This window comes from Shewanella jiangmenensis, from assembly GCF_018596335.1.
Lineage (GTDB): Bacteria > Pseudomonadota > Gammaproteobacteria > Enterobacterales > Shewanellaceae > Shewanella > Shewanella jiangmenensis.
On the sequence record NZ_JAHEPS010000001.1, the window covers coordinates 808839 to 821128 of the forward strand.

12 protein-coding genes are annotated in these 12290 nt (G+C 55.7%); 7 read left to right on the forward strand and 5 right to left on the reverse strand.

Annotated features, from left to right (window positions below):
* Positions 1 to 28: 28 nt before the first annotated feature.
* The gene (locus KJI95_RS03590) at positions 29 to 295 is read left to right on the forward strand and encodes a hypothetical protein (RefSeq protein ID WP_214505780.1); all 267 of its coding nucleotides are present in this window, start codon (positions 29 to 31) and stop codon (positions 293 to 295) included.
* A 224-nt stretch (positions 296 to 519) separates the two neighbouring features.
* On the opposite strand, the gene KJI95_RS03595 is transcribed toward KJI95_RS03590, so the two are convergent.
* Genes KJI95_RS03595 through KJI95_RS03605 form a run of 3 tightly spaced genes read right to left on the reverse strand, consistent with a single transcriptional unit; the run spans position 520 to position 5085 of the window.
* Positions 520 to 1587, reverse strand: a complete 1068-nt coding sequence (locus tag KJI95_RS03595) for an ACP S-malonyltransferase (protein WP_214505781.1) — start codon at positions 1585 to 1587, stop codon at positions 520 to 522.
* Entirely contained in the window at positions 1584 to 3851 is a 2268-nt protein-coding gene (locus tag KJI95_RS03600; RefSeq protein ID WP_214505782.1) for a dehydrogenase E1 component subunit alpha/beta, read from the reverse strand. Before KJI95_RS03600 ends, KJI95_RS03595 begins: the two co-directional genes overlap by 4 nt.
* Positions 3852 to 3909: 58 nt before the next feature.
* Complete coding sequence (locus tag KJI95_RS03605; protein WP_214505783.1) at positions 3910 to 5085, reverse strand: acyl-CoA dehydrogenase; 1176 nt, start codon at positions 5083 to 5085, stop codon at positions 3910 to 3912.
* A 175-nt stretch (positions 5086 to 5260) separates the two neighbouring features.
* On the opposite strand from KJI95_RS03605, the gene KJI95_RS03610 reads away from it, so the two are divergent.
* The 5 genes from KJI95_RS03610 (at position 5261) to KJI95_RS03630 (ending at position 9536) form a co-directional block, all read left to right on the forward strand.
* Positions 5261 to 6097 (forward strand): LysR family transcriptional regulator, encoded by an 837-nt coding sequence (locus KJI95_RS03610; RefSeq protein ID WP_214505784.1) that lies wholly within the window; start codon positions 5261 to 5263, stop codon positions 6095 to 6097.
* Positions 6098 to 6271: 174 nt separating this feature from the next.
* The gene (locus KJI95_RS03615) at positions 6272 to 7135 is read left to right on the forward strand and encodes a MipA/OmpV family protein (RefSeq protein WP_214505785.1); all 864 of its coding nucleotides are present in this window, start codon (positions 6272 to 6274) and stop codon (positions 7133 to 7135) included.
* Positions 7136 to 7164: 29 nt separating this feature from the next.
* A complete protein-coding gene (locus KJI95_RS03620) occupies positions 7165 to 7542 on the forward strand; it encodes a DUF3019 domain-containing protein (protein WP_214505786.1) in 378 nt (125 codons plus the stop codon).
* Positions 7542 to 8252, forward strand: coding sequence for a response regulator (locus tag KJI95_RS03625; RefSeq protein ID WP_432653772.1), 711 nt, complete (start codon positions 7542 to 7544; stop codon positions 8250 to 8252). The genes KJI95_RS03620 and KJI95_RS03625 overlap by 1 nt, the downstream gene beginning before the upstream one ends.
* A 3-nt stretch (positions 8253 to 8255) precedes the next feature.
* Complete coding sequence (locus KJI95_RS03630; RefSeq protein ID WP_214505787.1) at positions 8256 to 9536, forward strand: sensor histidine kinase; 1281 nt, start codon at positions 8256 to 8258, stop codon at positions 9534 to 9536.
* Positions 9537 to 9586: 50 nt separating this feature from the next.
* Here KJI95_RS03630 and KJI95_RS03635 read toward each other — a convergent pair whose 3' ends face one another.
* Complete coding sequence (locus KJI95_RS03635; protein ID WP_214505788.1) at positions 9587 to 9889, reverse strand: DUF1289 domain-containing protein; 303 nt, start codon at positions 9887 to 9889, stop codon at positions 9587 to 9589.
* Positions 9890 to 10020: 131 nt separating this feature from the next.
* Here KJI95_RS03635 and KJI95_RS03640 point away from each other — a divergent pair, with 131 nt between their 5' ends.
* Positions 10021 to 10599 (forward strand): DUF4136 domain-containing protein, encoded by a 579-nt coding sequence (locus KJI95_RS03640; RefSeq protein ID WP_214505789.1) that lies wholly within the window; start codon positions 10021 to 10023, stop codon positions 10597 to 10599.
* A 153-nt stretch (positions 10600 to 10752) separates the two neighbouring features.
* On the opposite strand, the gene KJI95_RS03645 is transcribed toward KJI95_RS03640, so the two are convergent.
* Positions 10753 to 12219, reverse strand: coding sequence for an AAA family ATPase (locus tag KJI95_RS03645; RefSeq protein WP_214505790.1), 1467 nt, complete (start codon positions 12217 to 12219; stop codon positions 10753 to 10755).
* Positions 12220 to 12290: the final 71 nt, after the last annotated feature.

Consider the following 12290-nt stretch of genomic DNA (forward strand, 5'->3'; position numbering starts at 1 on the left):
AGAGTCGTTCATTCCTAAGGACCCCAAAATGCGCACCCCCTCAGCAATTCTCACCCAAGTTACCCTCGCGCTGGTACTTGTGGTCAGCTTTGCCGTTTCTGCCGAAGAAGAACCCACACTCGACCTTCCTCCGGCCCCCAGTGAAGATGTACAACAAATAAAAGAAGTCTGTCTGGATCTCATCACAGAGCAGGAAGTTGCCCCCGAAGAGCAAGAGCATTTTCTGCTGACCTGTGTAAATGACCAACTTTATGAGATGGGATATCTCGCCGTTCAGCAGCGGGATTTGAAGTAAGCGCATCTGTCGACGCTGTCAAAAACTAGCAAAAACGAAGCACAGTAGTAAAAAACGGCCGCCAGGGCCGTTTTTTTATTGTCTTTAGCCTAGCCCTGCTCGGTGCAAAGGTCAGGCTAAAGGCCAACGCTACAAACTCACAGCGGGACTTTTTACCGTGAGACTTTTCACCGCCTGACCTTTTACCGCTGACCTTTTACCGCTGGCTTTTTACTGCAGGCTTTTTACTGCCGCTTTTTTACTGCAAGAGTGCGCTGACTGTCCATGCCAAGGGCAACCATGGGGCAGCTTTGCTTTTGTGCGGCGCTGAAATCGGCTTTGCTGTGCCAGCCAAACCAATTGCAGCCGATAAGGCTTTGTGCCACCGCACCGCCAAGGGTGGTGCCGGGGCCCAAAATCATCACCCTGTCAGGGGCAAATTCTTTTACCGCTACCTGCACTGCCTTAGTGAAGTCGTAGGGCTCGGTTACCTGATGCCCCAGGGTGTAATCCCAGAGTTTTTCGGTATCTGTGCTGTACTGGGTCCAAATGGCGCCGCGGCCATCCACCATAGGTACCTTGGGCGCTTTAAAGAGGCTTTTTGGCAATAAACTTTTGCCTTTGACCGACACCTCGGTTAACAGCGGCGAGTGAAAGGCGCCATGGTTATAAAGCCGCATCGGATAACGCTCATCGATTTTCGGTAGCCGCTCTTCGGCAAGTTTAAGCCCCGCCTCATTGCCCGCCAGCACCCGAAAACCGCCAAGATGAATCGAGGTATAAAGGGCGCAGCCCTCGGTGGCCTCGGCCTCATCAAGCAAGGCATCCAGCATTTGGGTCGCAGCGGGGCTCGTATGCCAGTTATCATCCATCTCGGGATAAATCAGCTGCCCGCCGATTAAGCCATCCTGCATCATGGAGCCCATGGTATTGATAACGCCAATAGCTCCCTCTTCATCCAGCGCCCCAGCGCAGGCAAGGGCGATATACCAGCCCATGGAATTGCCGGTAACCGCCACTATCTCAAAACGGTCACGGTCAATATCCATAAAATCCGCCATAGCGCAGGCGTAAATCAGCGCCGAGGCATTTTCGCCCGGGGTATGCAGCTTAAAGGAGTACTTATCCATGGCATCGAGCTCAGCAATACTCTTTTGCCCCTCGTGGCGGCGAAAGGCGTCGATACCGGCGATAAACTCAGCTTTGTCGGCGTGCAGGCGCTTAAGATACCCAAGCTCTTCTTTGTTATAGCAGCCACGCCCTGGGGCTATCACTAACACTCTTTCTTTCGTTAGGGGTGTATTTGAGCTCATGCCGATGCCTCCAGTCCAATCACTATGGCGCCCTCTTTTTTACTGCCCTGCACCAGCTTAAGTGCTGCGGCCACTATGCTGTTTTTACTTGGCAGCGGCAGGGTCGCGGCATCGGCCAGCGGAATAAAGCAGTCTTCAGCGTTGAGGCGCGAAAGCGGCGGGCACTTATCCTTAAGCCTTTCATGCAGCGCAGTAACTATCGCCTCGGATACTGATCCTGAGCGGCGACATTCATCCACCACCAACACATGGCGGCAGTTGGCGGCGATATCACAAACGGCGGCTTCGTTGAGGGGCACCAGGTACCTAAGATCAACCACAGTGCAGTCTATGCCCGCTTTCGCAAGCTCCCTTTCTGCCTGACGGCTTAAGTAGTAACCATTGCCGTAGCTGATGATGCACAAATCCTTCCCCTCTCCAAAGCGGCCCGGCTCGCCGAATGGCAGTGGCGTGGCTTCGCGCTCGGGCACATATTCCGCCGCCCACAGGCTGTCGCCGGCCTCATGCAGGTCGCGGGTCATATAAAGCGCGATGGGCTCAAGGAATATCACCAGCCGCTGCTCTTCACGGGCAAGACGCACGCATTCGCGCAGCATCCCCTGGGCATCGGCGCCATTGGATGGGCAGGCGAGGATAAGCCCGGGAATATCGCGAAACACGGTGAAAGAGTTGTCGTTATGGAAGTGACCGCCAAAGCCCTTTTGATAAGCAAGCCCCGCAATACGAATAACCATCGGATTGGTGTACTGGCCATTGGAGAAAAACGGCAGAGTCGCCGCCTCGCCGCGAATTTGGTCTTCGGCGTTATGTACATAAGCCAAAAACTGGATTTCGGGGATGGGCAGCAGTCCATTGTGGGCCATGCCGGTGGCAAGCCCCAGAATGGAGGTCTCATCCAGCAGGGTATTGATAACCCGGCTCGGGCCAAAGCGCTCCACCAGTCTCGAGGTGACATGGTACACGCCGCCCTTTTTGCCCACGTCCTCGCCGCAGATAACGATATTGTCGTGGCTTGCCATGAGCTCAGTGAGGGTCAGGTTAATCAGCTTGCCCATGTGCACGGGTTTACCGAGCGACTGCTTGTCGGCGGCAAAGAGACTGGCAAAAGCGTCTTCTCCCAACGTTTTCACTGCACGGGGATTGGCAAGCTTCGGCGGCACCACACTCGCCATGGCATCTTTTGCCGTTCTAAGCTTGGGCCGGGTCGCAGCCACTCTGGCGATGGCAGCAATCCGCTCTTTAAGTTCCTGATACAGCGAAAGGATTTGCTCAGCGCTCAATACGCCCGCCTCAATCAGCATGGCGGCGCTGCGAAGCAAGGGGTCCAGCGCTTCGTTTTCAAGGATTTTATCTTTGGAAAGATAGGCAATTTCGGCATCGCTGCCGGCGTGGCCCATCAAACGCACGGTGCGAACATGCAAAAACACCGGCTGGCGGTGGCTTCGACACCAATGGGCTGCCTCTTTGGCCACCTTGTAGGTATCTAGCAAATCGAGACCATCACAGCAAAAATACTTAAGCCCGGGTCTTTGGCTGAAGTTGGCGCCAATCCAGCCTTTTGGGGTGGGGGTAGAAATACCTATGCCGTTGTCTTCGCAGACAAACATCAGCGGCATAGGAATATTCTGAAACGCCGCCCAGCAGGCTGCATTGATGGCTGTCTGGGCGCTGGCGTGGTTCGCCGAGGCATCACCAAAATTGCACATGACAATCGCATCGGGAGGCAAAGAGCCTTCCACGCCGAGGCGCTCGGTGAGCGGAACACTCAAGGCCACACCCACCGCCTTGGGCAAATGGGAAGCAATGGTCGAGGTTTGCGGCGGAATATTGAGTGACTTGCTGCCAAGCACCTTGTGGCGGCCGCCTGAGATGGGGTCTTCACTTGAGGCCGCGAACGAGAGCATCATGTCCCACAGCACGGTTTCCGCCGCTTCGTGGCGCGCGCGCTCAATCATAAAAGCGCCGCTGCGGTAGTGCAGCAAGGCCATGTCGCTGGTGTTGAGCACTGCCGCAATAGCCGCATTGCCCTCGTGGCCCGAAGAGCCAATGGTGTAAAAGCCCTCGTTGCGGGCTCGCATCCGCCGGGATTCCAAATCCAGCAGGCGGCTTTTTAATTGGGACTCAAAAATCCCGACAAAGTCGGCATCACTGAGCCCGAGGCGGCGATGATCCCAGCCCTGGGTATGGTCTAAAAAGGCCTCGATACGGCCACTTTCCAATGCTTCAATAAATTGCCGCTCAACGGCAATGGCCCTGTCTTCCATGCTTATCCCTCACTGGATGAACGAGACAAAAACGGGGGCTCCTGGCCCCCGTTATCCCTCAGCAAAATGCCTGCAGATCGGTCTGGGCACGGCCCAGGATCAGGGCATGGATGTCGTGGGTACCCTCGTAGGTGTTCACCGCCTCAAGATTCATCACATGGCGGATAACATGGAATTCGTCGCTGATGCCGTTGCCGCCATGCATATCGCGGGCGATGCGGGCAATGTCCAGCGCCTTGCCACAGGAGTTGCGTTTGATAAGTGAAATGGCCTCAACCGGCAGCGCATCGGCGTCCATCAGGCGGCCTGCCTGCAAGCAGGCAAAGAGACCGGTGGTGATTTCGGTCTGCATATCGGCCAGTTTCTTCTGATACAGCTGATTGGCCGCGAGCGGCCGGTTGAACTGAATACGGTCCAGACCATACTGACGGGCCGCATGCCAGCAAAATTCGGCGGCGCCCAGCGCGCCCCAGGCGATACCATAACGGGCCTTGTTCAGACAGCCGAATGGCCCCTTGAGGCCTTCAACGTTTGGCAGCAGCGCATCTTCGCCCACTTCCACATTGTCCATCACGATTTCACCTGTGATGGAGGCGCGCAGGGAGAACTTGCCCTCAATCTTAGGCGCCGACAGGCCCTTCATGCCCTTTTCGAGCACAAAGCCGCGGATCACGCCATCAAGCTTGGCCCACACAACAAACACATCGGCAATCGGCGAGTTGGTGATCCACATCTTGGCGCCGGTGATGCGATAGCCGCCATCGATGCGCTCGGCGCGGGTCTTCATGCCGGCGGGATCCGAGCCCACATCCGGCTCGGTCAAACCAAAGCAGCCCACCCACTCGCCGGTGGCGAGCTTTGGCAGATACTTGCGGCGCTGTGCCTCGGTGCCGTAGCTATAGATAGGATGCATCACCAGAGACGACTGCACGCTCATGGCCGAGCGATAACCGCTGTCGACCCGCTCGATTTCGCGGGCCACCAAACCGTAGCTGACATAGTTGGCATTGGCACAGCCGTATTCTTCCGGCAGCGTTGCCCCAAGCAGACCCAGCTCCCCCAGCTCGTTCATGATTTCGCGGTCAAAATGCTCTTCACGGTTAGCCATCAGCACCCGTGCCATCAATTTATCCTGGGCGTATTCATGCACCATGTCGCGGATCATCCGCTCTTCTTCGGTCAGCAGGGAGTTGAAATTCAGCGGGTCTTGCCAGTCAAATTGCACGCGGGCCATAGGTCATCCTTTATTAATTCGCTTGTTATTGGTCGGTCGCGGGCGGCATAACAACCGAAAGAAGCCGCAGCGCCACTTGTGAATTGCCTTAGCATAGGCATAATCAATCATTAGGAAAAATATTCTTTTTCTCTTACTTCCATAGCAATCTCCTATATCTTACGTTTAGGTAAAGATGAACCTTAAAGCCTTGAATTACTTTGTTGCCGTGCTCGAAAAAGGCAGCATCAGCGCCGCAGCCAAGCACTGCTATATTGCCCAGCCCTCAATCTCGGCCGCTATCGCATCGCTTGAGTCGGAACTGGGAGCGGCGCTGTTTGCCCGTCACGGCAAGGGCGTCTCGGCCACAGATGCAGGGATGCGGCTGTACCCGCTCGCCAAGCGGCTCTTAAACGAGTCCAAAGCGATTCAATCGCTGTTTTCCAAGCCAGAAACCCAGGTGCCGTTTCGATTGGGGCTGATTCGCTCGCTCGGGGTAGCGCGCATGAGTATGCTGCTCAAAGACTTTACCGCCGCCTGCCCTGACATGGACTTAACCCTGGTGGAACCCGGAGAAGAGTGCGATGGGCGCATCATCACCACTGCCGACCTGACGCCAAACGAGAGCTTTCAGGCGATGTGGCACGACACCTATCTGCTCGCCATACCGCCGTCTTTCAGCCTGGCACTGAAAAACAGCATCAGGCTTGAGGACCTGCAGGGGCAGCCCTTTATTCACCGGGCGCCCTGTGAGGCCCTGACAAGCCTTCAGCAACTCCTGGATATGGAAGGGATAAAGATGCAGGTGCGGGCCCGTATTCAGACCATCGAATATGCGGTGGGATTAGTGGCCGCAGGCCTTGGGGTAGCGCTGGTGCCTGCCATACCGGCACTGCTTGAGCAAGCCGATATCAGCTGCCGGCCGCTCGCGGATATTGAACTTAAACGCACAGTAGGGTTGGCGCTGCCCCTTGGCAGGCCCCACAGCGTGCAGCAGCGCCAGCTGTTATCCCTTTGCAAACTGTGCAGCTAGCCTTGTTCGGTTAGCCAGTGCTCAGTTAGCCAGAGCTCAATTAACTTTGGATCAACCTGCTTAAGACACAGGTATCAAATTGCAACAGTCCAAGCTTCATCTCTGGTTTGGCTGCAATTAAATGATACTCTGTTGCCATAATTGTTAACGGCGTAACCAACCAAAATCATAGTGATGAAGTCTTTTTCAGCCTTGGCACTGCTGCTGGGCAGCCTGTTTTCTCAGGCAGTTATGGCAGCCGAAAACACCTGTGACGACACCACCGACTGTATCCGGCAGGGCAGTTGGGACTTAGGCATTGCCCTCGGTTACGGGGTCAAATCCAACCCGCTGAAAGACTACAAAGACATCCCGATTTACGTGCTGCCCACGGTCGCCTATTACGGCGAAAAATGGTTTTTCGATAACGGCGCGCTCGGCTACACCCTTACAGAGCAGGAACGTTTTACCCTGAATCTGGTCACCGGCTTTTCAAGCGACAGGGCATATTTTTACCGCTGGGATCCGTCCAATATTTTTCTTGCCGGCAGCTCGCAAGCCCTGCAGCAAGCACCGATTGCACGCACCACCTGGGAACTCACCCCGCCCATAGGACCGCTGGAAGAGCGCAGCTTTACCTATCTTGGCGGAATGGAGGCGTATATCTATAACCGCTTCGGTACCTGGCGCGTGGCACTGCTGCACGATCTCTTCGATGTCCACAACGGCATGGAGGGGCAGATAAAATGGAATTACCATTGGAGTCATCAAGAATTAAGTCTTGATTTTGCAGCATTCCTTGATTGGAAAAGCCAAGAAATCGTGGATTATTACTATGGCGTGCGCCCCTCGGAAAGTGCATACTGGAGCCTTAATTACCAGGCCGAAAGCGGCTGGAATTCCGGTGTGGAATTCACCGCGCGCTACCACATGACACCAGAGTGGGAACTTCTGATGACCGCACGTTACACCCGGTTTGCCGACACGATTGCCGACAGTCCGCTGCTGGATGAAGACGATGGTTACGCCTACCTGATTGGTGCCGCTTACAGGTTCTGATCCGCTTGAAATGCCCCGGCCGCGTATTGATGTTATTGCCCCTGATAGCCCTTATCGGTCAATCAGTGGCTAAGGCCGCCGAAATCAAAGAAGAGGCGCTTACCCTCTCCCCGAGTCTGTGTCTGGTGAGTCCGGATTCATCCCGCTGCGACATTCAGGTCACCCTGTCCTGGAGCACACCGCAGCCCGTGTGTATCGAGCTTGAGCTGGACGAATTGCATCGCTGGTGCATCACAGAACCGACGCAAAAATCGCTGGCACTGAATATCAGCACCGAATCGGACGTGCATTTTGTGATGCGCGACCCAACGACAAATCAGCAACTTGCCGAGGCTGTACTCAGGGTCAAACCCTTGAGCGAACCCCAGACCCGGCGCCGCTTTCGTAACCCATGGAGTATTTTCTGATGACGACACAAGCACCGCACCGGATTTTGTTGGTTGAAGATGATGTGCGCCTCGCCAATCTTATCGTGGATTACCTCAAGGCCAACGGCATGCATGTGGAGCTCGAGCGCCGCGGCGATACCGTGCTGACCCGCCTGCTCAACTACAAGCCCGACATTATTTTGCTGGACATCATGCTGCCCGGCATGGATGGCCTGACCCTGATTGAAAAACTGCCCGATTACTTTGCCGGGCCGATTTTGCTGATGAGCGCCCTTGGATCCAATGAAGATCAAATCAAGGGGCTGGAGCTCGGCGCCGACGATTACGTGGTAAAACCGGTCGACCCGGCGCTGCTGGTCGCCCGCATCAACAACCTGCTGCGCCGCCACAGCGAGCCGCCCAAGCAGGAAAGCCACTGCCTGACCTTTGGCAAACTCAGTATCGATCCGCACACCCAAACCATTCGCCTTGGCGACAAAGAAGTGGATTTGACCAGCCACGAATTTGAGCTGCTGTGGCTGCTCGCCTCACAGGCAGGTCAGGTGCTGAGCCGCCAGTACATTTACCACTACCTGCTCAATATCGATTTCGACGGCAAGGATCGCAAAATCGATGTGCGGATCTCGCGCCTGCGTAAAAAGCTCGACGACAATCTGGAAACCCCTTTTCGGATCAAAACCGTATGGGGCCAAGGCTACCTGTTTGCCCCAGAGGCCTGGACCAACTGAGCCGTGAAACGCCTGTTTGTCAGCCTTTATCTGCTCCTGTGTCTGTCTATCCTCGGGATAGGCTGGACACTGGACAGCCTCTGGCACCATAACGTCAACGACACCGCCGCCGAAGACGCGCCGTTTCTGGCACTGGCGACCATTCTGGCCGACATGCCGCCGGCCGAGCGCGCACAGCACCTAAAATCCCTCGACAACAATCAGGCCCTGCCGATGACCCTGGTGGACGCAAGCCAGGTGGCGCTGTCGAGCAACGAGCCCCTTGGCGGCGGCAAGGTGTTTACCATAGCGCTGGACGATAACAAGGAGATGCGCCTGGTGCGCATTGGCGAGCAGGTGCTGATGGCAGGCCCGCTTGAGATTGATCCCAGAGAAAGCCTGCGCCCGCTGTTTACCCTGTTTTTCTATCTGATGCTCGCCGGCGTGGCGCTGGTGTGGGTCTGGCCGCTGTCACGGGATATCCGTATTCTGCGCGAAGCCACCGAGGCCTTTGGCCGCGCCAAATGGGATACCCGCATCACCCTTTCAAGCCGCTCGCAGGTAGCTGGCCTTGCCGATACCTTCAATGAAATGGCGCGTCATATCAGCGCCCTTATCGACAACCAAAAGCACCTGACCAATGCGGTTTCCCACGAAATACGCACCCCGCTGGCGCGGCTTAAGTTTGCCCTGGCGCTGATGCCGGGTTACTGCGGCGATGGCAGTGACGAAGAAAGACGCAACGCGTTTCTTGCCGATATGCAAATGGATATCAAGGAGATGGAGCAGCTGCTGCAGGAGCTGTTAACCTTTGCCAGCCTCGAAGCGCCGCGGGAAACACCCTTGTTTGAGCAGTGCAACCTCAGCGCCCTCGCCCGCCAGACCATAGCGCGGCTGCAAAGTCTAAACCCCGTGCCAATAAGCTTTCATGGGCCGCAGACCGATGCCATCGCACCGGCCGACCCATCCCTGATTGAGCGGGCGCTGCAAAACCTTATCACCAACGCCCAGCGCTTTGCCAAGAGCAGCATTGACGTGCGACTCATCCTCGAGGGTGACAGCTGGCTGCTGTCGGTCACTGACGATGGTGAAGGTATTCCAGAGCTGGATCAGGCAAAGATTTTTGAGCCATTTTACCGGGTCAGCAGCTCGCAAAACGGCAACAAAGGCCATGGTCTCGGGCTTGCCATCATCAAACGCATCATGCAGCGCCATAAAGGCAGCGTGAGTCTTGAAAGCCGCCCCGGCCACACATGCTTTAGCCTGCATATTCCGGCCAAAGGCCAACTTCATAGCCAGTCGTAACAGAGCCAGGCGTGACTGACTCAGGCGTGAGAGATTCGGTCGAGACAGATTCAGTCGAGACTGAAATCCCCCAAATCCAGCGTAGGCGGCGCATCATCCAGCGGTAAACTGCCATTCATTGACGCCCGCTCGGCCTTTTCGGCTTCCTGCTTCGCCTTGAATGCGGCATAGGCACGGCGCTTTTTACGGTCGCGGCAAAGCCGTATGGTTTCCATCTTTTGCGCATCCGACATTTGCTGCCAGTTAAAGCGTTCATCACGGCTTCGAAAACAGCCCAGACAAAAGCCACGGTTGTCACTCTGACACACGTTGATGCAAGGGCTGGGAATTTCGAAAAAAACTAATTGTTCCATGGACAAAGGCTGAAAATACCCCGTGGGCTAGGTATAACATCAAACCCTGAAAAAGGCGAAATAATCTACAGCAGCGCTCTTGCCTTGTTCAGCAAGCAGGGGCAGAGTAAAGAAAAAACAGGGAGACTCCCATGAAGCGAATGCTGTTAATTTTCACCTTACTGCTGCTTGGCGCCTGCCAAAGCGGCCCGAAAACCGACTACGACCCCAAGGTTAACTTTGCCGCCATGCAGACCTTTACGCTGCTGTCACCGGCTCAAACCAGCGACCCGCTGAGCTCAGAGCGCATTCGCGCCGCCATCGGCGACAGCCTGCGCGCCAAGGGCATGCGCGAGATTAACGGCCAGAATAATGGCCAGACTAACAGCAATGATAATAGCGATCCAACGAGCAGCGCCGATATCAAAGTCACCTGGGCCTTTGAAACCGGCAGTAAGCCCTCCAACTCCGGTCTCTCCATCGGTCTTGGCAGCGGTTCATGGGGCCACTCCGGCGGTATAGGCGTTGGTACCAGTATTGGCATCCCGATTGGCGGCGACACCTTATATCAGCTTATTCAGATTGATGTGCTGAGCGCTGCCGGCGACAAGCTGCTGTGGCGCGGCAGTGACGGCTTTGAATTCAGCGATGGCGGCGACAATAAGGCCAAAGCGACCAAAGAAACCGTGGATAAAATCCTCGCAAGCTTCCCACCCAAAGCGGGCAGCTGATTTAAACGGGCTTTTCCTAAACACATAAGCGGCACATATAAGCCGCACAAAAAAAACTGCACAAAGAAGCCGCGTCATCCTGAGGTGACGCGGCTTGTTTTTATCCGAGCGTAAACCTTGGCGATTAGGGCGAAGACGCACCGGCATCCGCCCTCAATCCAGATGGGCGTTTACCGTGCGACCAGCAGCCCATGAGCGCAGCGACTCGATTTTCTCCCGCATCACCACAGACAATGGCCGGGTGCGGGATAACTCTTCAAGAATAATGCCCTGCTCCACCGGCTGCTGACGACTGGCGGCGGCATAAATGGCCGAAATCACCACCTGCTCGATTTCAGCGCCGCTGAATCCCTGACTTGCGCGGGACAAAAGCCCCAAATCCATGCTGGTGACATCCACCGCGCGCTTTTTACAGTGAATAAGGAATATCGCCTTACGGATTTCTTCATCAGGCAAATCCACAAAAAAGATTTCATCCAACCGGCCTTTACGCATCAGCTCAGGCGGCAGTGCCTGAATGTCGTTGGCGGTGGCCACCAGAAACACATCGCTTTTGCGCTCGGCCATCCAGGTCAGCAGGGTACCCAAAATCCGCGACGATGTGCCCTCATCGCTGCTGCCGCCGCTGACACCCTTTTCGATTTCATCAATCCACAGCACACAGGGCGCCATTAAATCAGCAAGCTCCAGCGCCTGGCGCAGGTTCTTCTCGGTTTCACCTATGTACTTGTTATACAGCGCGCCCATATCGAGCCTGAGCAGCGGCCGCTGCCACACGCCGGCCACGGCCTTGGCGGCAAGACTCTTGCCACTGCCCTGCACCCCAAGCAGCATAATGCCCTTGGGCGGCTCGAGGTTGGGGTTTGTAGCCGGCGCGCGGGCCTTGAGCCAGTCTTTGAGGTTATGCAGCCCGGCGATATCGGCAAAGCTGCTGGTGTCGTACTCGTATCTGAGCACGCCATCCATGTCCATCAGGCGAAACTTGGCCTGATTCACCCGCGCCACATCGTCATGGCTGATGGCGCCATCATCGACTATCGCCTTGCGAATAAGTCGGCGGGCATCATCAAAGGTCACGCCGCGCAGGTTATCGGCAAGCCGCGCCACCGCCGCATCGTCTGTGATAAGCGGCAGGCCCTGACGGCGGACTTTGTCAATTTCTTCGGCTATCAGGTTTTCGAGCTGGTTTTTACTTGGCAGCGACAGGCGAAAATGGGCGCAGTAACGGCGAATTTCAGGCGGAATATCAAAGGCATGGCTCACCAGCACCAATGTGTGTTTCAGCGAGTCGTATTCAAGCGCTATCTCTTTGAGCAGCCGGACGTTGCGCGGCGCATCCTGCATAAAGGGATGAAAGTCGCACAGCACATAAATGCCCTGCTGCTGGGTGGATTTGATTTGACCAAGCAAATCCGCCGGATCGGTATTGAATTTCTGACTGCCCATGTCCTTGTCGACCCGCGACAGGCCGCTGGTGATGGACCAGGTAAAAAGTGGCTGATACAGAGTGGATGCCACCCGCTTAAGCAGCTCTATTACCCGATATTCTTCATAGGTTTCAATCACCACTATCGGGGTGTTCGACCTCAGTACTGCGGTTAAGTCCTTTACGTCCTGCATCAGCTTTTATCCGTTGTGTAAAAAAGGGGCTCAACGAGCCCCTCGATTATGGGTGTAAATCCCCGCTGAGC